Genomic DNA, 22369 nt, shown 5'->3' with positions numbered 1-22369 from the left:
TTCAGATCAGGCCGCCGGGGCCGAGCACCCGGCGGAGGCCCGTCTTCGCACACGCGCACGCGAGCCTCCTCTTCTCCTCAAGCGGGCAACGCCGCCCGGGGGCCTTCAGGGGTGCTCCCGGGCGGCGGGGCACCGGCGCCGCCTAGGATGTCGGCCGTGTCCGACGCGCCCGACCCGCCGCCCGGCTCGAGTCCCGAGGCCCGGTGGGCGCACGGGCGCGTGCAGTCCGCCCTGGCCGCCGGCCCGCCTGAGCGCGTCGTCGGGGTGATGGTCGCGTCCGTCGACTTCCGCGCGGCCGTCGCCGGCCGCTCCGGGGGGCTCAGCAGCGAGGCCGACCGTGAGCTGCTGCGCGCCTGGCGCGCCGCGAGCGACCTCCTGCTCGTCGGGGCGCGCACGCTGGAGCAGGAGCGCTACGGCGCGCTGGTCACCCCTGCCCAGAGCGCGTCGCGCGTGGCCGCCGGACGCCCGCCGGTCCCGCCGATCGTGACGCTGAGCCGCGGCTTCGACCTCGACCTCGACCAGGTCCTGGGCTACGACGAGCAGCTCGACGTGACGGTCTACACCGAGGCCGACGTCACCGCCCCCGCCGGCCGGCCCAGCGTCGGGGTCGTGCGCCTGGCGCGGCTGACGGCCGCGGCCGCGATCGCGCACGCCCGGCGCGAGGCCGGCGCGACGCGCATCCTCTGCGAGGGCGGCCCGACGCTCCTGGCCCGGGTCGCCCAGTCCGGGCTGCTCACCGACCTCAGCCTCACCGTGTCGCCGCTGCTCGTGGGCCACGGGCCCGTCGTGCTGGCCGACTTCGAGGCCGGCGAGCCGCGGCGTCTGGCGCTGCACGACGTCCATCGCGACGGCGACTTCGTCTTCCTGCACCACCGCGTCTCCGGCTGACCGTCGCGGCGCCTGGGAGACTATGGACGTGAGCACCTCGTCGCCGATCCCGTTGCCCGACCCCGAGCGCCTGGGCGTCGAGGTGCGCGAGGAGGCCCGCGCCCACATCGAGGAGCACGCCCTGGGCGAGGCCGAGCGGATCTCCAAGCTCTCGCGCGTGCGCGAGCTGGTCCTCGGCTTCCAGGACGGCCTGCTGGTGCCGCTGGGCGTGGTGACCGGCATGGCGGCCGCCAACCCGGGCCGGCCCGCGATCCTCGTCGCCGGCCTGGCCGAGGCCGTGGCCGGCTGCATCGCGATGGGCGGGGCTCCTACCTGGCCAGCGAGGCCGAGGAGGCGCTGTACGCGGCCGAGATCCGCGACGAGGGCGCCGAGATCGCCGAGCACCCCGAGCGCGAGGTCGCCGAGCTGGCGCTCGTCCTCGAGCATGAGGGGCTGGACCGGGCCGCCGCCGAGCGCGTCGCGCTGGGCCTGGCCGCCAACCCGACCGTCTTCCTGCGCACGAAGGTCCAGAAGGAGCTCGGGCTCTCGCCCGACGCCGGCGGCGCCGCGCTCGGCGACGCATTGACCGTCGGCCTCAGCTACCTCGCGGCGGCGTTCATCCCGCTGTGGCCCTACGCCGTGCTGCCGCTCATGGCCCCGGCGCTGATCGCCAGCCTCGCCTGCACGCTGGTGGCGCTGTTCGTGCTGGGCTGGGTCAAGGGCCGCGTCGCGCGCCAGCCTCGCGGCCGGTCGGGCCTGCAGGTCCTGGCCATCGGCTCGGTCAGCGCCGGCGTCGGCTTCGCCATCGGCCACATCGTCACCAGCGTCGTCGGCTGACGGCGCCCGGGCCCGCCGGTGCTCGCACCGCCGAGCACCGCCGAGCGCCACAGGCACGTCGGTGTCGCCGAGCTGGCCCAGCGCGACGCGGCCAACCGCCGCGCGCGGCGCGGCCGACGAGGTCAAGACGTAGCGCCCGCAGGAGGATGCAGCGCAGCGGGATGGGCGCGCCGTGCGGGACGGCGCCCCCTTCTGCGTCGGGCCACCGTGCCGCCCGGGACGCTCAGGCCGGCGGGACCGGGTCCGTCAGGTCGTCGGGCGGCCAGGTCTGCAGCGAGCAGCACGAGCGGACCTGCACGCGACGGCCCGGGCCGCGCCGGCCGAGCAGCACGGCCGCGGCGACCAGGACGCACAGGAGCAGCGCGGGGAGCACGTGCCCATGATGCCCGACGCCGGCTAGGCCGTCGACGGTGCGGGCGCCGGGGCGGGCGCGGCCGTGAGGTCGCGGATGCCCTTTGCCAGCCGCGCGGGCTGGTCGAGCGGGATGAGCGTCGCGCTGTCGCCGATCTCGACGAGCCGGGCATGGGGCAGCAGCTCGGCGAGGCGGCGGCCGTGCTCGGGCGGCATGACACGGTCGCCCCGCGCCCAGACGACGAGGACCGGGCGGTCGAACGCGGGCAGGCGCTCGGCCGCGTCGAGCAGCAGGCGCGGCTCGGCGGCGATGGCGCGCAGGACGCGCACGGTGTCGCGGCGGATCCCCGCGTCGTGCAGGAGCGGCTGCAGCCAGCCGGCGGTCGTCGCGTCGCCGCGGCGGGTCAGCCACCCGAAGGCCAGCGGCAGCCGGCGCACGGGCCGCAGGCGCATCTGCTGCATGAACAGCCCGAACAGCCGCGGCGACAGGCGGCCGGTCCGCACGAGCGTCCGGCCGGTGAGGCCGGGCGGGAAGTTGTCGAACGCGTCGCAGGAGGCCAGCACGACGCGGCCGACGCGCTCGGCGCCGTCGGCCATGAGCAGCTGCGCCACGGCGCCGCCGGTGTCGTTGCCCACGAGCGTGACGTCGCGCAGGTCCAGCCGCCGCAGCAGCTCGGCGACGAGGCCGGCGACGGCGCCCAGCGACAGGTCGGCGCCCTCGCGCACGGGATGTCGGTGGGCGTCCAGCGGCAGGGTCGGCGTCACGCAGCGGTGGTCGGCGGCGAGCTCGGCGACCACGCCGGCGTACAGCGTGGCGTCCATGAGCAGCCCGGGCAGCAGCACGACGACGCGTCCCTCGCCGCGGTCGTCGTAGTCGATGGTGCCCGCCGACAGGTCGATCCGCCGCGTCGTCATCGCCGCCCGCCCTGCACCGGCGCGCCGGCCGCCGTGAGGATGCCCTGGACGGCGCGCAGCAGCGCACGCGACGGCACCTCGCGCGCCACCTCGGGATGGTCGAGCCACCACAGCGCGACGGCGACGAGCGTCGCGCGCACGATCTCGCCCAGCGGCTCGGCCTCGGCCTCGTCGAGGCCGGGGACGAACTCCCGCAGCAGCGCGGTCTGGGTCGCGGCCTGGCGGGCGTGGAGGTCGCGCTGCACGCGCGCGACCTCCGGGTCGCCGCCGATCGGGGCCAGCAGCAGCCGTGCCTCGTCGGGGTGCTGCTCGACGTGGCCCAGCCACGCCTCGAGCATCGCCGGGACCTGCGGGGCCGGGTCCGCCATCCCGGGCGTGAAGCGGCCCAGGGCGGCGGCGATGAGGGCGTCGCGGCTGCGCTCCAGCAGCGCCACGCACAACTCCTGCTTGGACTCGAAGTGCCGGTAGAGCATGGGCTTGGTGACGCCCGCCGCTCGGGCGATGTCCTCGACGGTCGTGGCCGTGTAGCCGTTCCGGGCGAACAGCTGCACGGCCGCCTGCTCGATGCGCTCGCGGCGCTGCGCGGCGGTGAGGCGGGGGGAGGCGTCCGGGGTCATGACGACGAGGCTACCAGATGGTATACCCCACAGTAACTTCGGGGTCGGGCGCGGGTCAGCACGCGGGTCAGCGCGCGGGGACGCTGACGCCCAGGACCTTGGGGCCGCAGCGCAGGGCCCGGGAGGCATCGGTGACCGAGACCTCCAGGCGGTAGTGGCCCGGCCGCAGGTGCCGGCCGCCCAGCGAACGCGTGACGTTCAGCCGCCCCGGGCCGCCCTCCAGTGAGCGCCGCAGCGCCCTGACGGTCACGAACCCGTGGCCGGCCCTCGGCCGCCGGAGCGTGACGTGCAGCGTCGATCGGCCGGGCGCCCTCCAGGTGATGAGCGCCGTGCGTGGTGTGGCGCTTCGGTGCCGGTTCGTCGTGGCGCCCGCGCCGGACCCCTTGACCGCGCAGTCCCAGCCGCCGGCCGCGGTGCCCGCCGCGGCCGGGCTCGGTGCGGGCGTGGCGGCCGGGGAGGCCGTGCCGTCCGGGCCCGCGGCGCCGGTCGCCGCCCCGCCGGTGAGGCTCGGGAGGTCGGCCTCGTGGCCCGGCGGGACCCAGGCGAAGCTCGACAGCCGCATGCTCCGCACGCCCGCCGGCGGGGCGTTCTCGAAGCGCCAGTAGTTGATGACCGGGACCTCGGTCGAGGGCACCGGCACGCCGCGGGTCACCGTCCAGTCCAGGAGCGTGGCTCCGGCGGCATCCGTGATCAGGTAGCGGATCCGTCCTGGTTCCCAGGTGAACTGGTTCACGTACGGCGGCCGGCTCGAGTACGCGAACGTCTTGGCCTGGCTCAGGCCGGCCGTGGCGTCCTGCCAGACGGTCGCCGATCCGGTCGGCCAGCCGGCGTTGCCCCAGTGCGACGGCTCGATGTCGATCTCGTTGTTGGACGGCGACGCGCCGCCGTAGGTGAACATGCCCAGCACCTCGTTGGCGTCCAGGGCGCTGAGGTCCGACGCGACGACCCAGCGGTAGGTGCCGTAGCCGAGGTGCTGGCGACCGTCGAGCTCGGTGCTCGCCCAGGCGCCGGACGCATCCCGGGAGATCGACAGCACGAGGTCGGATCCCTCCACGTGCACGCCGGCCTCGGAGTCCGTCCAGGCGGTCGGACCGGGCTCGCCGAACCCCGCGGGCCGCACGTCCCAGGTCGAGCCCGACCACTGGATCGTCCGGGCCACGGCGCGCGTGACCGGGCCGCCCAGCAGGAGGAGGACCAGCACGGGCAGGAGTGTCAGGGACTTCGCGGGCACCGCGACGGGTCGTGCGGGGCCGTCGGGGCACCGCACGAGCCGTCAGGGTAACCGCGGCGAGCCCGGAGCGGACCTTCGGACGATGGGGCCGGCCCGGCGGATGAGTCCCGGCCGCGGGGCTCATCCGCCGCAGGGCTATCGCCGCCGGACGTGGAAGCGCACGGTGCGGGTCGCGGCGTTGCCCGCGCGATCGGTCGCGGTGATGCGCAGGACATAGGTCCCGGTGTGCGACAGCCGCACCCTGGTGCCCTGGTGCACCCTCCGCGTCGCCGATCCGACGCGGCGCAGCGTGACCCTGGTGCTCACCGCACCGGAGCTGTCGGTGCAGGTGAACCGGATCGTCACCTTCCAGCCGAGCCGGTAGGTCCGCGGGGTCGGGCTCGTGATGCGGATCCGGGGTGCCGTCCGGTCTCCCGTGCGCGGCGGGGCGACCGTCGTGCCGGTGACCTCGGCAGCGGCCCCGAGCGTCGCGGCCCCGAGCGTCGCGGCCGCGGTGGCCGGGACGCTGGTGCCGCCGTGGCCGTCGGTGGCGCGGACCTCGACCGTGATCACATCGCCCGGGCTCCCCGTGGCCGGCAGCGTCGCCGAGGACTGCCCCGCGATCGCCTGGCCGTTGCGGAACCAGGCGTACGAGTAGCCGAGGGCGTCGGCGTCGGCGTCGGCGAACCCGCCGGGGGTCGCCGTGAGCGCGGTGCCGGCCGCGGGCGCCGGCGGGTCGAGCGCCACCGAGCCCGCGCCGGGCGGCGTGTTGACGACGGTGGTCGTCGCCTGCGCCGTCGCCGTGCTGTGGCCGTGGCCGTCATCGGCCGAGACCTGTACCGCCACCACGTCGCCGTGGTCCCCGTGGCCGGCGGCGGCCAGGTCCAGCGTCGGGCCCGTGGCGCCGGTGACCGTCACGCCGTCGACCAGCCATCGGTAGTGGTAGGTGAGCGCGTCCCCGTCGGGATCGTGGAACCCGGAGGTGGTCGCCGTCAGGACCGCGGTGGTCGCGGGAAGGCTCGGCGTGATCTGCACCGTGCCGGCGAGAGGCAGCACGACGGCGCCGGTCCGGGCCAGCGCGTCGCGCACCGTCATGACGTCGCGGCCGGCGCCGCTGGCCGAGAGGTAGTCGAGCTGCTGCTGGAAGAGCCCGGCCCTCGTGTCGTAGGGGCCCAGACACGGATCCACCGTCGCGGGATCGGTGCACACGGGCGCCGAGTCGGGCACGACCTCGTGGTAGATCACGACGAGCCAGTAGTTGTGGGCCTCGGCGTAGTCCACCCAGGACCTGAACTGCGCCAGCGTGGTCGTGCTGGTCATGTTCTGCCCGCGGAGGTCGTAGGGCTCGAGGTCGCCCTTGGTGTTGTAGCCCTCCTCCACCGAACGGGCCGTCTGGTACCCGGCCGCCTGGGTGGCGGCGATGACGCGCGCGTCGTAGCTGCCGAAGGGATAGGCGAAGTCCGAGACGGTGCCGACGCCCGGGATGGCCTGCAGCAGGGTCTTGGGGTCCTGCAGCTCGGCGGCCAGCGCCGCGTCGCCGATCGTGGTCAGGTCGGGGTGCGTGACGCTGTGCGCGCCGATCTCGTGCCCGTCGCGGGCCATGTCGCCCAGCTGTGCGGTCGTCATCATGAAGGGGTCGGGTGGACTGGTCACCAGGCCCGCGGTGGGGATGTACTGCGTGGTCTTGAACCCCTTGGCGTCGAGCAGGCCGAGCGCCGTCTGGTGGAAGCCCTCGGAGCCGTCGTCGAACGTGAGGCTGATCAACGGCCGTCCGAAGCCGGGCGGTGCGGGCGCCGCGGTCATCGAGTAGTCGTCGGTCTGCAGGGAGCCGTTGCCGGCGATGAAGTGCGCGAAGTACGCGCGGACCGCGCCGCTGGGCATCGTGAAGCCCGTCCGGTACTGCGTCCAGGCGGCAGCCGGGGCGATGCCGGCGAACAGGTTCGCCCACCGGCCTTCGCCGGGGGCGTCGGCGGCGGTCTCGTAGTACACGCTGACGGCGGTGCTGGCGGTGGCCTTGTACCAGTCCGAGAACCGGTAGTAGGTCCCGCCGGTCACCGGCACCAGGTGCGCGTCGTCGGGGACCCACTTGCTGTCGCCGTCGGTGTAGGCCGAGACGTCGACCCGGACGGAGTGCGTGCCGGTGTGGGCGTCGGTGGACCAGCCGAACGCCGCGGTGTGGGTGCCCCAGGAGGACGGCTGCCAGTAGGCGGGCAGGCCGCCGGTGCCGGCGGCCTCGAGCCCCGCGTTGGTCAGCAGCTCGGTGGCGGCCGATGCCCGGGCGGGGCGTTGGAGGACCACGCCGGAGCTCAGCGAGAGCACCGCGGCGGCGAGCAGGACCATCCGGCTGAAGGGGGCCACGGCTCAGCGCTCCTTGCGCGGGATCGAGCGATGGATCGCGATGGCGGTGGTCACGATCAGGGTCACCGCGAAGGCGATCCAGATCCACGAGAAGCCGATCGTGGAGATGACGCCGATGGCGATGATCACGGTGACGATGGAGAGCGTAGGTGCGGTGGGGAACATGAGATTGCGATATGGAAGGCTCACCAGTGAGCAGATCGTTGGGTGCAGGCGAGGTAGAACGAGCGCCAGAGGACGGCCTCGAGGAACAGGGCGTAATAGAGCTCCTCGACCATGAGCCCGGCGAGCACCATGTACTTCCAGCCGAGCTCGCTGACCTGGATCACCCGCAGCAGGGAGGCCAGGGCGAACAGGAGCAGGAGCCAGGGCGAGAAGGTCATGTGGCCGACGGTGATCGCGGTCGCCGCGAGCGCGATGAGGAACAGCCAGCGCGACGCGGCGGCCCAGAGCGAGAACGCCAGCCATGCGATGTCGGAGCGGATCCCGGGTTCGAAGCCGTGGGCCCGCAGGGCCTCGAACGCGCCCCGGTACCACCGCAGGCGCTGGGCCCAGAGCGCCGACATGGTGGGCATGAGGTCGGTGCGGGCCCGGCACGCACTCGGTGCGAGGGTCACGTAGCCGTGCGCGCGCAGAACCAGGGAGAGCTCGTAGTCCTCGGTCAGCACCGGCTCGTACAGATGGCCGCGCTCGCGGTAGACCGAGCGCAGGGCCTGGACCGAGAGCATCGTGGCCGCGCCGGCCAGGACGGGGGCGGTGCCCCTGCGCGAGCGGTTGATCTTCGTCGCGCGTGCGTACTCCATCATCTGCAGCGCGCCGAGGGCCGTGTTGAGCGGAAGCCCGGAGAAGTTCGCGCAGACGCCTCCGAGCAGGAGGCCGTTGGACTCCTCCTGCAGGTACTTCAACCGGGCGTTCTCGATGAAGTGGGGATCGAGGATCGTGTCCGCATCCATCGTCAGCACGAAGTCGGCGTCCGACAGCGTGGGCTCGAGGATGGCCCAGGCCTGGTTGAGCGCCCCGCCCTTGCGGCCCCGGTTGCCCACCGTCTCCCAGACCTCCCAGCCGGGGCGCGAGCGTGCGCGCTCGACGGTCCCGTCCGTGCTGTTGTCGCTGATCACGATCCGGCGGTCGGGCTTCCTCGTCTGCGCCTCGACGGACTCCATCGCGGCGACGATCCCGAGCTCCTCGTTGCGGGCCGGGATCAGCACGATGACCCGGCTGCGCCGCGCGGCCGGGCCGACGGCCGGGGCGCGAGCCGCTGCACGCTCGTCGGCGACCATCACCGCGCTCATCGCCCGGCCACGGCGATGCGGTCGGGGGTCGGGCGCCCGGAGGACGCGGACGCGGGCCGCAGCGTGAGGCGGCCGGTGCACATCCCGCGCGCCGCCAGGCGGCCGAGGATCCGCCCGACGGCGGCCACGGCGCGCCGGTCGCCGTCACGCAGCAGGAGGATGCCGCCCGCCCGCACCCGCATGGCGCGAGCGACGATCGCCTCCGACGGGCCGCCACCGGACTGCGCGTCGATCGTCCAGCCCACCGGCGTCAGCCCGGCCGCCCGCACGTCGGCGTCGGTCGCCGGGTCGGACTCGCCGTACGGGTCGCGGTAGAAGGCGCTGTGGGGGCCGAGGACGTCGGCCGTCCGCTCCAGCTCCCGGAGGCGGTGCGCGCGCGACAGCCTGGTCATGTGCAGGTGGCGATAGGTGTGGTTGGCCACCTGGCCCACGTGGCGCTGCAGCGCGACGAGGTTCCCATGGGCCGCGGCGCGCTCGCCCACGTCGAAGAAGGTCGCGGTGGCCCCCTCGCGCGCGATGGCGGCCACGAGCGACGGGGTGGTCCCGGCGAAGGGCCCGTCGTCGATCGTCAGGGCGTAGTGACCACGCGTGGCGATGCAGCGCGAGGCGGCACGCGCCGTGGTCGCCGAGTCCGCCTCGTCGCCGGCGCCCGCGACGGCGTCCGGTGTCCGGCCGGCATCGGGGCCCGAGAGGACGAGGGCGATGAGGACGGGCACCGAGACGAGGCACACGCCGAGGACGGAGAGTGCGGCGAGCGTGCCCCACTTGCGGATCGTCGCGCGCGGCAGGCCGCCGGTCATCCGGCGGTCACCGTCCTGGTAGGCACGTCGTCGTGTCACGACGGCCGGCATGTCCAACGACTCCACACATGTCGCCTCCTGGTTCGCCCGGATCGCCGGTGGACGGGGTGGACAGTCACAGCGCCGAGGACGGTCCTGCCTTGCGGTGCCTCGGACACTAGGCGCGCTCGGCCGGGATCGGCACCGCGCTGCGCCGCGGATGTCGCGCGAGAAGTACGGAGGCGCGGACCGGGTCTCCTGCCGTGCGGGAATCCCGCACGATCCGTGCGGCAACCCGACGACGACGAGCGGGCCCGGGGGACCTAGCGTCCGCTCGATGCCCCGAGCATGCAGAGCACCCCTGATCGGACTGATGGCCTCGCTGCTGCTGCTGCTCGCGCTGCCCGCCGGCGCCGGGGCCGAGCGCTATCGCCGGTTCTTCTCCTGGTCGGGGTATCGCTGGCAGGTGCGCCTCGCGACCCACGAGAACCCCGGCAACAACGACTGGTGGGACTCCGACGGCAACGTCCGCGTCCGTGCCGACGGCACACTGCGCCTGGGGATCACGCGAGCGGGCGCGCGGCGTCGCTCGGTGGAGCTCGCAACGACGCGCCGGCTGGGATACGGGCGCTATCGGTGGGTCGTGGAGTCCCGGCTGGGCTCGATCGACCCCTACAGCGTCCTGGCGCTGTTCACCGACGACTCGGTCTACCGCTCGCCCTACGGCGAGCAGATCTTCGAGTTCGCCCGCTGGGGCGAGCCCCTCGGGCCGCAGGGCTGGGCGGTCTCCTGGTCGCGGCGCGTGCGGTCCTACGAGAGCTTCACGGTGTCCGACGCGGCGCCCTATACGGCCTCGGTGACCTGGCGCCACTCCGGAGTGCGCCTGCTGCTGCGCGACGCGACGGGGAGGGTCCTCTACGACGTCACGCGCCCGGTGCTCAGCGACGGGCAGTTCATGGTGGCGCGGATGTCCTACTGGCTCTATCCGGGATACCCGCGCGATCTCGCGCCGCCGCCGATCATCATCCGCGACTTCGCCTTCACGCCGCTGGCCCGCCTGCCGGCCGCCGGGTAGGTCCGGGACGGGGCATGCGCGGCGCGCGCCCGGCGCGGCACGTGGGGGGCGGCCGCGCCGGGGCGTCGTGGTCCTAGGCCGCCGGAGGCGCCTCCACCACGACGACGGTGTTGCCGTCGGGGTCGCGGACCATGAACATCAGCGGGGCGCCGGGCATGCGCATCGGCTCGGGGTCGAGGTCGATGCCGCCGATCGCGCTGAGCCGGGCGTGCTCGCCGAGCACGTCGGTGGTCTCGACGCCGATCGCGCTCCCGCCGGGCTCGTCGGCCATCGGCGGGTTCAGGGACAGGCGGGCGGTGGAGCCGGGCGGCGCGACCTCGAGCCAGCGCATCTCGTCGTGCTCGCCGAAGCGGCTGTCGCTGCGCACCTCGAAGCCGAGCTTCCCGGTGTAGAACGCCAGTGCGGCGTCCTGGTCGGCGACGGTGAACATGACGACGCCGATGTTCGTGAGGGTCGTAGGGGACTGCGTGAGATCGCTCATACCCTCCAGACGGCGCCGGCCGGCGGAAGTCATCGGTGCGGGCCACGGGGACGCGGTCCCGCGAGCTCGGGACCGCGCGATGCCGGTGGGCGGTGAAGGCAGCCCGGTCAGCCCGCCGCCGCGACCGGTGCCGAGACCCCCCGCTCCCTGCCGGCCCGGCGCTCGCGCACGGCCGGTGGGGCGAACCCCCTGACGATCAGGTAGATGCCGAAGGTGGCCTCCCAGATCATCTCGGGGACGGTGAGCAGGAGCTGCGGTCCTGACTGTCGGTCGTAGACGTCGAACAGCGCGCCGGTTGCGGCGATGAACGCGAAGCCGCCGGCGAGGATCCCGAACGCGGCGAGGCGCTGCGGCAGGAGTCCCGTCCTGGACATGAGGAAGCCGAGCAGCAGGCCGTTGCCGATGGCGGCGCAGAAGCCGGGGCCGAGCAGGAACGTCCAGTCGTGGAAGGCCACCAGCGCCTGCCCGGCGACGGTGAAGGTCTCGGGGTCAGCGCCGGCGGACTGCTCGCGCAGCGTCAGGACGGAGAGGACGCTGACGATGCCGGCGACGATCACGGTCGACTCGAGGATCCGGACCGCCACGTAGCCGATGGCGAGGCGGGGGCTGAGGCGGCGGGCCAGCGGATACAGCGCGACGGCGGTGCCGATGTTGCAGATCGCCGTGAGGATCTCCAGGAACGCGCCGGCGGTGATCCGGGTGTCGTGGCCGGCGCCGAGAACGTAGTCGGGATGATCGAGCAGCGGCCCGTAGAGCAGCAGGCCCGGGATCGAGAAGACGAACGTGCCGATGAACAGCCAGCCCACGAGGCGGGCGGTCGAGCGGTCCGAGGTGGTCATGGCGTTGGTCCCTCCGGTCGGTTGCTGCTGACGACGGGGACCCTGCCCTCATGGTGCGTCGGAGGCCAAGCCTTGTTGCCGTTTCCGGGAACGGCGTGGATCCCGGATCGTCGCTCAGGCGGGCTGCCCGGCGCGCGGTGCGGCGCGCACGTGCATGCGCCGGCCGTGGCTGCCGTGGATGCTGAGGATCTCCACCGGCTCCTCGCCGGTGGGCCCGAACCAGTGCGGGACCCGGGTGTCGAACTCCGCGACCTCGCCCGCGCTCAGGATCAGGTCGTGCTCCCCGAGGATGAGCTGCAGCTCGCCCGCCAGCACGTAGAGCCACTCGTGTCCTGCGTGCGTGCGGAGCCTGCGTTCGGACTGGGGCGGGATCACGACCTTCCACACGGCCATGGGGCTGTTGGCGCCCGTGAGCGGATAGACCAACCGGCCGTTGCGGGTCTTCGGCTGCATCCGCACCCTGGGGTCGCCGATGCGCGGCGCGCCCACCAGCTCGTCCAGCGGCAGGTGATGGGCCTGGGCGAGCGGCAGCAGCAGCTCCAGGCTGGGCTTGCGCTGCCCGCTCTCCAGCCGCGACAGCGTGCTCTTGGAGATCCCGGTCCTGGCCGCCAGCGCGGTGAGCGTCACGCCACGGCGCTCGCGCAACCGCCGGAGACGAGGACCGACGTCGGCCAGGACGTCAGGGATCGCGGCCTCGTCGGGCATGGCACGCCGACGCTACCGGCGGTTCCCGGAAACGGCAACAACGCTTCCCATCGCGGCGGCCTGCGCGCACCCTGGACGCATGCAGACCAAGACCTATGACGTGGCCATCGTCGGCGGCGGCGCCGCCGGCCTCAGCGCGGCGCTGGTCCTCGGTCGGGCTCGGCGCGACGTCGTCGTGATCGACGCCGGCGAGCCGCGCAACGCCCCGGCCGCCCACATGCAGGGCTACCTTTCGCGCGACGGCATGCCGCCCTCCGAGCTGCTGAAAAGCGGTCGCGTGGAGGTCGCCAGCTACGGCGTGCGGCTCGTCGAGGACCGCGTGCTCGATGCTGCCGCCGGCTTCGAGCTGCAGACCGAGAGCACCGGCACCGTCGCCGCCCGGCACGTGCTGCTGGCCGGCGGCGCCACCGACGTGCTGCCCGACATCCCCGGCGTGCGCGAGCGGTGGGGACGCGACTTCCTGCACTGCCCCTACTGCCACGGCTACGAGGTCGCAGACCAGCCCATCGGCGTGCTCGCCACCGGCCCCGGCTCGATACAGCAGGCCCACCTGCTGCGTCAGTGGAGCGACGACGTCACCTACTTCACCAACACCCACGCGCTCGCCGACGACGAGCGCGCGACGCTCGCCGCGCGCGGCGTTGCCGTCGTCGACGGGGCCGTGCAGCGGCTCGTCATCGCCGACGACCGCCTCCAGGCCGTCCAGCTCGACGACGGACGCACCGTCCGGCGAGCGGCGGTGTTCATGCGACCGCGGCTGCGTGCCCGCCCCGACAGCGTCGCCGCCGCCCTCGGCTGCGCGCTGTCGAGCGACGGGCTCGTGCTCGCCGACGCCGACGGGCGCACCAGCGTGCTCGGGGTGTGGGCGGCCGGCAACGCCGCCAACCCTCGCGCCCAGGTCATCACCGCCGCCGGAGACGCGTCGGCGGCGGCCATCGCCATCAACAACCAGATCGTCGCCGACGAGGTCGCCGCCACCGCGGGGCTGGTCGGCGCCGCCTGAAGTCCATCCCATCGGAGATCGCCATGCCCAAGACCACCGCCGCCGAGACCACGACCCCGCCGGCGCCGCCGAGCCGCCACCAGCTCGCGGCCATGATCTGGCTGTGCGTCTTCCCCACGCTCACCGTCCTCAACCTGCTGCTCGGCGACTGGCTCGGCACCCTCTCGGCCGTCCCCCGCACGTTCGTCCTGGCCACCATCGCCGTGCCCATCGTCATCTACGGCCTCATGCCCCACCTGCACCGCGCCCGCGGCCGGCTGCTCGGCCGGCGCCGGGCCGGCCAGGTGGAGCTCCCGTGAGGTGCCCAACCTGACGCGGCCCCGTCCGGTCCGAGAACGACGAAGGGGACCCGAAGGTCCCCTTGCCGGTTCCCGGTGGCGCTGGCCCGGTGCCGCTCAGCCGCAGCCGGTGTTGTTGCCGCAGGACGAGCACGTGTAGCACGAGCCCGTGCGCTGCATCATGCCGCCGCACTGCTGGCAGGCCGGGCCGAGCTCGAGGCCGATCATGCGCGCCGGGCGTACCGGCGGCGTGTCGGTCAGCTTGGCCGTCGGCGCCTGCGCGGCGCCGCCCTTGCCGCCCCCGTTCGTCGGGACGGCCTGCGGCCCGGCGGTGTCGGAGGAGATCGACGTGATCGCGTCCTGGGCGGCCTTCTTGGCCCGCACCTCGGTGGTCAGGATCCCGAGCTCCTCCTGGATGTCGGCGTCCAGGAAGCGGGACGCCAGCCAGCGCATGATGTAGTCGGGCATCGACTTCGCGAACGGGATCTCCGGGTTCTGCGTGATCCCCTCCGGCTCGAAGCGCATGTAGGCGAACTTCTGCACGAGCGTCTCGAGCGGCACGCCGTACTGCAGCGCGATGGAGATCGCCGTGGCGAACGAGTTCATCATGCCGCGGAGGGTCGAGCCCTCCTTGCCGACGTCGGTGATGAAGATCTCGCCGACCGTGCCGTCCTCGTACATGCCGGCCGTGATGTAGCCCTCGTGGCCGCCGATGTTGAACTTGTGCGTGATCGACTGGCGCTCACGCGGCATCTTGTTGCGGCGCGGCCCGATCGAGTCGAGCTGCTTGGCGACTTCGTCCTTGACGGCCTGGGCGAACTCCTCGGAGTCCAGCGACGGCACGGCGGCCTCCTCCTGCTGGGCGTCGGTGCGCAGCGCCTGCGCGGTCTTCGACCCGTCACGGTAGATGGCCAGCGCCTTCACGCCCAGGTGCCAGGCCTGCGTGTAGGCGTCGACGATGTCCTCCACCGTGGCCGTCGAGGGCAGGTTGACCGTCTTGGAGATCGCACCAGAGATGAAGGGCTGGACGGCGCCCATCATCTTGATGTGGCCCATATGGCTGATGGCGCGCGATCCGACGGCGACGTCGAAGACCTCGAGGTGCTCGTCGAGCACGCCGGGCGCCTCCACGATCGTGCCGTACTGGTCGATGTGGGCGACGATCGCGTCGACCTGGGTCGGCGTGTAGCCCAGCGTCTGCAGGGCCAGGCCGACGGTCTGGTTGACGATCGTCATCGAGCCGCCGCCGACGAGCTCCTTGTACTTGACCAGCGAGAAGTCGGGCTCGACGCCCGTCGTGTCGCAGTCCATGAGGAAGGAGATCGTGCCGGTGGGAGCCAGCACCGTCGCCTGCGCGTTGCGGTAGCCGTGCAGCTCCCCGAGCTCGACGGCCTCGTCCCACACCTCGCGCGCGGCTGCCAGCAGGCTGTCGTCGCGGCCGACGCCCACGGGGATGTGGGCGGTGGCATCGCGGTGCATCCGCATGACGGCGTTGTGCGCGTCGCGGTTCTCGGCGTAGCGCTCGTACGGGCCGATCGCGGCGGCGACCTTGGCCGACTGCAGGTAGGCACGGCCCGTCATGAGCGCGGTGATCGCGGCGGCGGTCGCCCGGCCCTGCTCGGAGTCGTAGGGCATGCCGTTGGCCATGAGGTAGGCGCCGAGGTTGGCATAGCCCATGCCGAGCTGGCGGAAGGCGCGGGCGTTGGCCCCGATCTCCTCCGTCGGATAGCTCGACGGCCCGACGACGATCTCCTGGGCCAGGAACACGACGTCGACGGCGCGCTCGAAGCGCTCGACGTCGAACGTGCCGTCCGGGCGGCGGAACTTCATGAGGTTCAGCGAGGCCAGGTTGCACGCCGAGTCGTCGACGTGCATGTACTCCGAGCACGGGTTGCTCGCGTTGATGCGGCCCGACACCGGGCAGGTGTGCCACTCGTTGATGATGGTGTCGTACTGGACGCCCGGATCGGCGCAGCGCCACGCGGCCTCGGCGATCTTGCGCATGACGTCGCGGGCGCGCAGCGGCTTGCCGATCGGCTTGCCGGTCTGGCGGGCGATCGTGCGCCACTCGCCGTCGGCCTCGACGGCGTTCATGAACTCGTCGGTGACGCGGACCGAGTTGTTGGCGTTCTGGTACTGGATCGACTTGAAGCCGTCGCCGTCGATGGACATGTCGAAGCCCGCGTTGCGCAGCGCCTCGGCCTTGTCCTCCTCCTTGGCCTTGCACTCGATGAACTCGACGATGTCGGGGTGGTCGACGTCGAGGACGACCATCTTGGCCGCGCGGCGGGTCTTGCCCCCCGACTTGATCGTGCCGGCCCAGGAGTCGGCGCCGCGCATGAAGGACACGGGGCCCGACGCGGTGCCGCCCTTGCTCAGCGGCTCCATCGACCCGCGGATGTTGGACAGGTTGATGCCCGAGCCCGAGCCGCCGCGGAAGATCCGGCCCTCGCGCGTGTTCCAGTCGAGGATCGACTCCATCGTGTCCTCGACGGACAGGATGAAGCAGGCCGAGCACTGCGGCTGCTCCTCGAAGCCCACGTTGAACCAGACGGGCGAGTTGAACGCCGCCATCTGGTGCAGCAGGACGTAGGTGAGCTCGTCCTCGAAGGCGTCGCCGTCCTGGCCGGTGGCGAAGTAGCCGCGCTGGCGGCCCCAGTCGGCGATCGTGCCGGCGACGCGGCCGATCATCTGCTTGACGGAGCGCTCGCGCGCGGGCGAGGTCAGCTGCCCACGGAAGTACTTCTGGGCGACGATGTTCGTCGAGTTCTGCGACCACGAGCGCGGGAACTCCACGTCGTCCTGGCGGAAGGAGCCCACCGCGGCGGTGCGCAGCTCCCACTCGACGCCGTCGAACGGGTGGACGCCGGGCGTCGTGAAATAGCGCTCGATCGTGAGCGCGCGCCCGGCCTCGACGTGGGTCGCCAATGCGGTCTGCGGTGTCGTCTCCATGTGCTGCTGTTCCTCCTCGCCGCCGGCCCGCGGCGCCATCGAAAACCTTGAAGTGGGGTCGAACAGCGTGGCGGGCTCGTCGGACGTAACGGCGCGGGTCCGGCCGGCGGCTCCGCGTGCAGGGATTTCGGCGCGGAGCGTCCCTCCAGTGTAGTCCGCGGCGGGCTCAGCGCCCGAGGCGGACCCAGTCCCGGAACTCGGCCCAGGCGGCGCTCGTGCGCCACCCGGCCTCGGCGCCGGCGTGCCGCGAGCGCAGCAGCCAGCGCGGCTCGTAGGCCCACCAGCGGGCCGCCGCCCAGGCCACGGCGGCGAGCACGAGCGCGAGCCCCACGGCGGCCACGAGGATCCACCGGCCGGTGTGGTCCGAGGACGGACTGGCCGACGCCGTCGCGGGTCCGGGCGCGGTCGTCGAGGCGGGAGCGGCCGCGGCGGGGGCGGCCGTCGTCGCCGGGGCCGCCGTCGACGCGGGCAGGGCCGAGGACGCCGGCGTCACGTCACTGGCTCCGGGGCCCGCGGCGGTCGCGGCGCCCGCCGGCGCCGCCGCCAGGGCGACGCAGGCCAGCAGGGTGGTGATCGGCCCACGGCGCATCGGGCGACAGCGTAGCCCGGCCGGGCCGGCGCCCTAGCGCAGGACGTCGATGAGGCCGCCGAGCAGCAGCAGCAGCCCGGCCGCGACGACGAAGAAGAAGAGCGCGGTGACCATCGTGCGCTCGCGGCGCACCCCGGTCAGCAGGCCGCCGCCGGCCTCGAGGTCGTCATCCTCCTCGCGTGCGCGGGCGGCGGCGTCGGCGGTCCCGGTGCCCGGGGCGGCGGCCCCGGCCTCGAGCTGCTCGATCGTCGCGTGCAGCGCCGCGATCTCGTCGCGCAGCGCATCCTCGCGCTCCTGTGCGTCGGCGAGCGCGGACTCCAGGGCGTCGTGGCGTGCCGCCAGCGCGCGCGTCTGCTCGTCGTCGCCGGCGCGCGCCTGGTCGACCTCGGCGGCCAGCGCGGCCTCGCGCTCCTGGGCGCCGGCGATCGCGTCCTGCAGCGCCGCGAGCTGGGCCTGCAGGTGGGCCTCGCGCTCCTGCGCGCCGGCGGCCCCCTGCGCGTGGGCCTCCTGCTGCTCGGCCAGCTGGGCGGCGAGCGCGGCCTCGCGCTCGCGCGCCTGTGCGACGGCGGCCTCCAGCGCGTCGTGGCGCGCCGACAGCGCGCGCGTCTGCTCGTCGTCGCCGGCGCGCGCCTGGTCGAGGCGCTCGGCCAGCGCGGCCTCGCGCGCCCGGCCCTCCTCGATCGCGGCGTGAAGGGTCGCCAGCTCGGCCCGCAGGTGCTCGGTGTGCTCGCTCTCGCCGGCCTCGAGCGCCTCGAGCTCGGCCAGGAGCTCCTGCTCGCGGTCCGACGCGCCGGCGCGCAGCGCGGCGAGCGCGTCGCGATGCTCGGCGTCGCGGGCGGCCACGGCGGCCTCCAGCGCGACGACCTCCTCGCGGCGGGCGCGCTCCAGGTCCTGCGCGGTGGCCAGCGCGGCCGTGAGCTCGTCCTCGCGGGCCGCGGCGGCGTCCCCGCCGGCCCGCAGCGCCTCGAGCTCGCCGCGCAGCGCAGCCGTCTCGCGGTCGGCGTCGCGGGCCTCGGCACGGGCGTCGGCGAGGCGCTCGGCGAGCGCGTCGCGCTCCTCCTCGGCCGCCGCCGCGCGGCGCAGCGCGACGTCGTGGAGCTCGGCCTCCTCGGCGTGGCGCGCGGTGGCCTCGTGGGCCTCCCGGATGCCCTCGGCCAGCTCGGCCTGGAGGTAGACGATCCGCTCGGCGCCCGAGTCGCGCGCCTCCCGGACCTCCTGGAGCTCGGTGGCGGCCGCCGCCTCGCGCTCCTGCGCCGCCGCCTGCGCGGCGCGCAGCTCCTGCTCGAGCGCCTCGATGCGGGTCAGCGCGGCGTCGCGGTCGCCGGCCAGTGCGTCGGCGCGCTCACGGGCCTCCTGCGCCGCGGCGGCCTCGGCCCGCACGCGCTCGAGCTCCTCGCCGGAGGCGGCGAGCGTCGCCTGCAGGCGCCCGGCGTGTTCGACGGCCTCGGCCAGCTGCGCCTGCAGCGCGGCGGACTCGCGCTCGGACCGCGCGCTGCGGTCGGCCAGCTGCGCCTCCAGCTCGTCGGCCCGCTCGCGGGCCTGCGCCAGCGCGGCCGCGCCCTCCTCGGCGCCGGCGGCGGCGGCCGCCTCGGCGGCCGCCGCCTGCGCGCGGGCGTCGTCCAGCGCGGCGTGCAGGGCCTGCAGCCGGGAGGCGGCGTCGGCCTGCTGGGCTTCGGCCTGCGCCTGCAGCTCCTGCACCTGCGCGACCGCGGAGCGGTGCTCACCCGCGTGGCGGTCGGCGTCGGCGCGCGCCTGGGCCAGGGCGGCCGCGGCGCCCGCCGATGCCTCGTCGCGGGCCACGTCGAGCGCGGTCTGCAGGTCGGCGGCGCGGGCGCGCGCGGCCTCGAGCTCGGCCTCGAGGTCGCCGGCACGGCCGATTGCCGCGGAGGCGCGCGAGCGCGCCTCCGCTTCGGCCTCCGTGAGCGCGTCGAGCTCCTCGCGCAGCGCCTGCGCCGCACGCTGGGCCTCGGCCGTGCGCGCCTCGGCGGCCTGCACGCGCGCCAGGGCGTCCTGCTCGCCGCGGGCCAGCGCGTCGCGTGCCTGGACGAGCTCGGCGTCCTGGGCGGCAGCGGCCGCCGCACGGCGCTCGATCTCCTCGGCGGCCTGCTGCGCCCGGGCCTCGGCGGCGCCCGCCCGGCCGCGCTCGGCGGCCAGCTGCTCGCGCACGGCGGCCAGCTCGTCGCCGAGCTCGACCAGGCGCGGCTCGACGATCTCGAGGCGCTCGCGGGTCTGCCGCAGCCCGCTGCGGAGGCGGTCGCGCTCGGCCTCGACGCCGCCCAGGCGCGCCCGCAGGGCGTCGAGCTCGCCGGCGCGCTCCTCGAGCTCGGCGATGCGCTCCAGCAGCGCCTGCGCCTCCTCGGCGCCCGACCGCTCCACCTCCGCCAGGCGCGCGGTGAGCACGTCGACCTCGGTGACGTGGGCCTCCTGCGCCGCGGCGACCGCGGCGTGGGCGTCGGTCAGCCGGTCCTGCAGCGCCTCGGCGTCGTGCTGGGCGGCGGCCTCGACCGCGCCCAGCCGCGTGCGCAGCGCCTCGAGCTCGGCGGCGTGCGCGGCGCGTGCCTCGCGGAGGTCGCGGGTGAGGCGCTCGGCCTCCTGCACACCGTGGGCCTCGGCCTCGGCCAGGCGCTGGACGAGCTCCTCGCGCTCGGCGACGCCCGCGCGCTCGGTGGCCTCGAGCTGGGCGGAGGTGCGCTGGGCGGCGGCGGCCTCCTCGCGCGCCTGGGCCACGCGCGCCTCGAGCGCCTGGACGTCGGCGGCGGCCGCGGCCTGCAGCTCGGCGGTCCGCGCCGCCAGCTCGTCACGGGCGGCCGTGGTGCCCGCCTCGGCCTCGGCCAGCCGCTCGTGCAGGGCGGCGGCCTGCTCGGCGGCGGCCTGCTCGGCCTCGGCCAGCCGCTCCTGCAGCGCGCGCGCCTCGTCGGCGGCTGAGCGCTCGGCCTCCTCCAGGCGCGTGCGCCACGCCTCGGCCTCGGCGGCCGCGGTGCGCTCGGCGGCGGCCGCCTGCGCGCGCAGCGCCTCGGCCTCCTGGCCGCTCGTGCGCTCGAGCTCGTCGAGCTGGGCGCGCAGGCGGTCGCCCTCGGCGGCCGCGGCCGCGTCGGCCTCGGCGATCCGCCCGCGCAGCGCCGCCGCCTCGGCGTCGGCGGCCGCCAGCTCCTCGGCGAGGTGGGACCGGAGGTCCTCGACCTCCGCGGCGGCCTGGGCGCGCGCCGCCGCGGTGGCCGCCTCGGCGTCAGCGAGCTCGGCCTGCAGCCGCCGGGCCTCGGCGGCGCCCGCGGCCTGGGCCGCCTCGAGGCGCTCGGTGAGCTGGGCGGCCTGGGCCTGGGCGTCGCGCTGGGCCTCGGCCAGGCGGTCGCGCAGGGCGTCGGCGGCGGCCTGCGCGGCGCGCTCGGCGGCCGCGGCCCGCTCGCGCAGCGCCTCGGCCTCCTGGGCGGAGGTCTGCTCGAGCTCGCCGATGCGGGCTCGCAGCCCCGCGATCTCCTCGGCGCCGGCGGCCTCGACGTCGGCGATCCGCGCGCGCAGCGCCTCGGCGTCGGCTTCCGCGCGGCCCGCGCGCTGCTCGGCGTCGGCCAGGCCGTCGCGCAGCCCGTCGGCGTCGGCCTTCAGCGCCTGGGTGGCGCCCTCGGCCGCGGCCTCGGCGTCGCCCAGCGCGGTGCGCAGCTCCTGGGTCTCGGCGGCATGCAGCCGCCGGGCCTCGGCGAGCCGCTCGCGCAGCTCGTCGGTCTCCAGGGCGCGGGCGTCGCGCTCGCCGACCGCGCTCTCCAGGCGCTGCTCCAGCGGCGCGACCTCGGCGGCCTGGGCCTCGGCGGCGGCCAGGCGCTCCTCCAGCGCGGCGATGCCCGCGGCCGCGCGCTCGGCGAGCGTGGCGCGCTCGGCGGCGCGCCGGGCCTCGACGCGCAGCTCGGCCAGCTCGGCCGCGGCGGCCTGGGCGCGGGCCTCGGCGTCGCGGCGGGCGGCGTGCTCGGCCTCGATCCGGCCGCGGGTCTCGCGCAGCTCGGCCGCGAGCAGAGCGGCGCGCCGCGTGGACTCGTCGGCGGTGGCCCGCAGCGCGCGCTCGGACTCGTCCTCGGCGGCACGGCGGGCGGCGCGCTCCTCGCGCACGCGGGTCGTGAGCTCGTCGGCGCGGCGCGCGGCGGTCTCGGCGCGGCGGGCGAGCGTCTCGGTCTCGCCGAGGCGCATCTCGAGCGCGGTGACGCGCTGCTCGGCCACCTCGGCGCGCCGCTGGGCGGCCTGGCCGGCGAGCAGCGCGTGCTCGCGCGCGCGATCGATCTCGGCGGCGCGCTCGCGCAGCTCGGCCAGCTCGGCGGCCCGCGCCTCGGCGACGGCGCGGGCGTCCTCGACCGCTGCCAGCCGCGCCTCGGCCGCGCGGGCCGCGCGCGACGCGCGCTCGGCCTGCTCGCGGGCGGCCTCCAGGTCGGCCTCGCGCTCCTGCAGCGAGCGGCGCGACTCGCGGGCGACCGCGACGGCCTGGTGCTCGCGGGCGCGCTCGTCCTCGGCGGCGACGCGCTCGCTGGCGCGCATCCGCTCGTCGGTCAGGGCGTCGACGGCGCCGGCGCGCGCGGCCTCGGCGCGGGCGGCGATGTCGGCGGCGCGCGCGGCCTCGGCCGCGGCCTGGCGGGCGATGGCGTGGGCCTCGACCGCACGGCGCTCGGCGGTCTCGCGCGCCTCGCGCTCCTCGGCCAGGCGCGCGTTGAGCGCGGCGACGTCGGAGGCGTGGGCGAGCGCGCCCGGGTCGAACGTCGCCCGCGGGGGCGCGCCCTCGGCCGGGGGCCCACGCCGGAGGAAGCCGCGCGCGCGGGGCTCGTCGTGCGCGGGCGCAGGGGCGGGGGCGGCCGCGGGCGGCGGGGCCGGCGCCGCCCGCGCCACGGCGCCGCGGGCCGTCGGGCGCGGCAGGTCGATGATCCCGGCCTGGCCGGCCTCCAGCGCGAAGGCCGTCCGGCCGTCGGCGACCGCGTCGGCACGGGCCGAGAACGCGGCGCGCCACGGCACGCCCTCCGGGCCCGTCAGCGGGTTGGCGTCGTCGGGCCCGGGCAGCGGCGACAGGCGCAGCGTGCGGCGCCCGTCGTCGAGCAGCAGCAGCGGCGGCGGGAGCCGTCCGCGCGACACGTCCACCCAGCGGCCCGCGATCCGCAGCAGCACCGTGCCGGGACCTGCGGAGACCTGCTCGAAGGTCTGGACCTCGAAGCGCGGAGTCATCTGAGGGAACCTGCGCCCGGCGTGGTGCAGG

General features: G+C 75.5%; 18 protein-coding genes and 1 pseudogene. 5 read left to right on the top strand and 14 right to left on the bottom strand.

Annotation, left to right across the window (positions count from 1 at the left end):
* Positions 1-156: 156 nt before the first annotated feature.
* The gene (locus FSW04_RS00510) at positions 157-888 is read left to right on the top strand and encodes a dihydrofolate reductase family protein (RefSeq protein WP_187369117.1); all 732 of its coding nucleotides are present in this window, start codon (positions 157-159) and stop codon (positions 886-888) included.
* Between the two features lie 22 nt (positions 889-910).
* A pseudogene (locus FSW04_RS00505) lies at positions 911-1704 on the top strand (VIT1/CCC1 transporter family protein).
* Positions 1705-1927: 223 nt separating this feature from the next.
* On the opposite strand, the gene FSW04_RS25465 reads toward FSW04_RS00505, so the two are convergent.
* The 8 genes from FSW04_RS25465 to FSW04_RS00475 all read right to left on the bottom strand — a co-directional run bounded on the left by FSW04_RS25465 (position 1928) and on the right by FSW04_RS00475 (position 9247).
* Positions 1928-2077 carry a hypothetical protein gene (locus FSW04_RS25465; protein WP_187369116.1) on the bottom strand — a complete coding sequence of 50 codons (150 nt, stop codon included), beginning with the start codon at positions 2075-2077 and terminating at the stop codon, positions 1928-1930.
* A gap of 23 nt (positions 2078-2100) precedes the next feature.
* Complete coding sequence (locus FSW04_RS00500) at positions 2101-2970, bottom strand: alpha/beta fold hydrolase (protein ID WP_146915140.1); 870 nt, start codon at positions 2968-2970, stop codon at positions 2101-2103.
* Positions 2967-3587: a TetR/AcrR family transcriptional regulator gene (locus FSW04_RS00495; RefSeq protein ID WP_146915138.1), complete on the bottom strand. Its 621-nt coding sequence runs from the start codon at positions 3585-3587 to the stop codon at positions 2967-2969. Before FSW04_RS00495 ends, FSW04_RS00500 begins: the two co-directional genes overlap by 4 nt.
* Before the next feature lie 67 nt (positions 3588-3654).
* Positions 3655-4788, bottom strand: a complete 1134-nt coding sequence (locus tag FSW04_RS00490; RefSeq protein WP_146915136.1) for a LamG domain-containing protein — start codon at positions 4786-4788, stop codon at positions 3655-3657.
* A gap of 165 nt (positions 4789-4953) precedes the next feature.
* Positions 4954-7155, bottom strand: coding sequence for a polysaccharide deacetylase family protein (locus tag FSW04_RS00485; RefSeq protein ID WP_146915134.1), 2202 nt, complete (start codon positions 7153-7155; stop codon positions 4954-4956).
* Between the two features lie 3 nt (positions 7156-7158).
* Positions 7159-7320 carry a hypothetical protein gene (locus FSW04_RS25460; RefSeq protein WP_187369115.1) on the bottom strand — a complete coding sequence of 54 codons (162 nt, stop codon included), beginning with the start codon at positions 7318-7320 and terminating at the stop codon, positions 7159-7161.
* Between the two features lie 20 nt (positions 7321-7340).
* Positions 7341-8447 (bottom strand): glycosyltransferase family 2 protein, encoded by a 1107-nt coding sequence (locus tag FSW04_RS00480; protein WP_146915132.1) that lies wholly within the window; start codon positions 8445-8447, stop codon positions 7341-7343.
* Positions 8444-9247: a polysaccharide deacetylase family protein gene (locus FSW04_RS00475; RefSeq protein ID WP_187369114.1), complete on the bottom strand. Its 804-nt coding sequence runs from the start codon at positions 9245-9247 to the stop codon at positions 8444-8446. Before FSW04_RS00475 ends, FSW04_RS00480 begins: the two co-directional genes overlap by 4 nt.
* Before the next feature lie 352 nt (positions 9248-9599).
* Here FSW04_RS00475 and FSW04_RS00470 point away from each other — a divergent pair, with 352 nt between their 5' ends.
* Entirely contained in the window at positions 9600-10301 is a 702-nt protein-coding gene (locus tag FSW04_RS00470) for a LamG domain-containing protein (RefSeq protein ID WP_146915128.1), read from the top strand.
* A 73-nt stretch (positions 10302-10374) separates the two neighbouring features.
* On the opposite strand, the gene FSW04_RS00465 is transcribed toward FSW04_RS00470, so the two are convergent.
* From FSW04_RS00465 to FSW04_RS00455, 3 genes are all read right to left on the bottom strand, one after another.
* A complete protein-coding gene (locus FSW04_RS00465) occupies positions 10375-10782 on the bottom strand; it encodes a VOC family protein (RefSeq protein WP_146915126.1) in 408 nt (135 codons plus the stop codon).
* A 107-nt stretch (positions 10783-10889) separates the two neighbouring features.
* The gene (locus tag FSW04_RS00460; protein WP_146915123.1) at positions 10890-11621 is read right to left on the bottom strand and encodes a DUF4386 domain-containing protein; all 732 of its coding nucleotides are present in this window, start codon (positions 11619-11621) and stop codon (positions 10890-10892) included.
* A gap of 114 nt (positions 11622-11735) precedes the next feature.
* The gene (locus tag FSW04_RS00455) at positions 11736-12326 is read right to left on the bottom strand and encodes a helix-turn-helix domain-containing protein (protein WP_146915121.1); all 591 of its coding nucleotides are present in this window, start codon (positions 12324-12326) and stop codon (positions 11736-11738) included.
* Positions 12327-12405: 79 nt separating this feature from the next.
* Between FSW04_RS00455 and FSW04_RS00450 the strand changes: the two genes are divergently transcribed.
* Together FSW04_RS00450 and FSW04_RS00445 are read left to right on the top strand one after the other, a co-directional pair.
* Entirely contained in the window at positions 12406-13329 is a 924-nt protein-coding gene (locus tag FSW04_RS00450; RefSeq protein WP_146915118.1) for an NAD(P)/FAD-dependent oxidoreductase, read from the top strand.
* A gap of 23 nt (positions 13330-13352) precedes the next feature.
* Positions 13353-13628 carry a hypothetical protein gene (locus FSW04_RS00445; protein WP_146915116.1) on the top strand — a complete coding sequence of 92 codons (276 nt, stop codon included), beginning with the start codon at positions 13353-13355 and terminating at the stop codon, positions 13626-13628.
* A 96-nt stretch (positions 13629-13724) separates the two neighbouring features.
* Here FSW04_RS00445 and FSW04_RS00440 read toward each other — a convergent pair whose 3' ends face one another.
* The 3 genes from FSW04_RS00440 to FSW04_RS00430 all read right to left on the bottom strand — a co-directional run bounded on the left by FSW04_RS00440 (position 13725) and on the right by FSW04_RS00430 (position 22338).
* Positions 13725-16559: a vitamin B12-dependent ribonucleotide reductase gene (locus FSW04_RS00440; RefSeq protein WP_146915114.1), complete on the bottom strand. Its 2835-nt coding sequence runs from the start codon at positions 16557-16559 to the stop codon at positions 13725-13727.
* Positions 16560-16725: 166 nt separating this feature from the next.
* Positions 16726-17148, bottom strand: coding sequence for a hypothetical protein (locus FSW04_RS00435; protein ID WP_146915112.1), 423 nt, complete (start codon positions 17146-17148; stop codon positions 16726-16728).
* Between the two features lie 33 nt (positions 17149-17181).
* Entirely contained in the window at positions 17182-22338 is a 5157-nt protein-coding gene (locus tag FSW04_RS00430; protein ID WP_146915110.1) for a coiled-coil domain-containing protein, read from the bottom strand.
* Positions 22339-22369 lie beyond the last annotated feature (31 nt).

This window comes from Baekduia soli (assembly GCF_007970665.1).
In the GTDB taxonomy this organism is placed as follows: domain Bacteria; phylum Actinomycetota; class Thermoleophilia; order Solirubrobacterales; family Solirubrobacteraceae; genus Baekduia; species Baekduia soli.
Note: the sequence above shows the minus strand (reverse complement) of the source record. Positions and strands in the feature narration are given on the sequence as shown.

Bases quoted from the DNA above. Each gene is read 5' to 3' on its own strand.
- FSW04_RS00500 (WP_146915140.1), bottom strand. From the start codon at position 2,970: ATGACGACGCGGCGGATCGACCTGTCGGCGGGCACCATCGACTACGAC.
- FSW04_RS00495 (WP_146915138.1), bottom strand. From the start codon at position 3,587: ATGACCCCGGACGCCTCCCCCCGCCTCACCGCCGCGCAGCGCCGCGAG.
- FSW04_RS25460 (WP_187369115.1), bottom strand. From the start codon at position 7,320: ATGTTCCCCACCGCACCTACGCTCTCCATCGTCACCGTGATCATCGCC.
- FSW04_RS00480 (WP_146915132.1), bottom strand. From the start codon at position 8,447: ATGAGCGCGGTGATGGTCGCCGACGAGCGTGCAGCGGCTCGCGCCCCG.
- FSW04_RS00475 (WP_187369114.1), bottom strand. From the start codon at position 9,247: ATGACCGGCGGCCTGCCGCGCGCGACGATCCGCAAGTGGGGCACGCTC.
- FSW04_RS00470 (WP_146915128.1), top strand. From the start codon at position 9,600: ATGGCCTCGCTGCTGCTGCTGCTCGCGCTGCCCGCCGGCGCCGGGGCC.
- FSW04_RS00465 (WP_146915126.1), bottom strand. From the start codon at position 10,782: ATGAGCGATCTCACGCAGTCCCCTACGACCCTCACGAACATCGGCGTC.
- FSW04_RS00460 (WP_146915123.1), bottom strand. From the start codon at position 11,621: ATGACCACCTCGGACCGCTCGACCGCCCGCCTCGTGGGCTGGCTGTTC.
- FSW04_RS00455 (WP_146915121.1), bottom strand. From the start codon at position 12,326: ATGCCCGACGAGGCCGCGATCCCTGACGTCCTGGCCGACGTCGGTCCT.
- FSW04_RS00450 (WP_146915118.1), top strand. From the start codon at position 12,406: ATGCAGACCAAGACCTATGACGTGGCCATCGTCGGCGGCGGCGCCGCC.
- FSW04_RS00445 (WP_146915116.1), top strand. From the start codon at position 13,353: ATGCCCAAGACCACCGCCGCCGAGACCACGACCCCGCCGGCGCCGCCG.
- FSW04_RS00440 (WP_146915114.1), bottom strand. From the start codon at position 16,559: ATGGAGACGACACCGCAGACCGCATTGGCGACCCACGTCGAGGCCGGG.
- FSW04_RS00435 (WP_146915112.1), bottom strand. From the start codon at position 17,148: ATGCGCCGTGGGCCGATCACCACCCTGCTGGCCTGCGTCGCCCTGGCG.
- FSW04_RS00430 (WP_146915110.1), bottom strand. From the start codon at position 22,338: ATGACTCCGCGCTTCGAGGTCCAGACCTTCGAGCAGGTCTCCGCAGGT.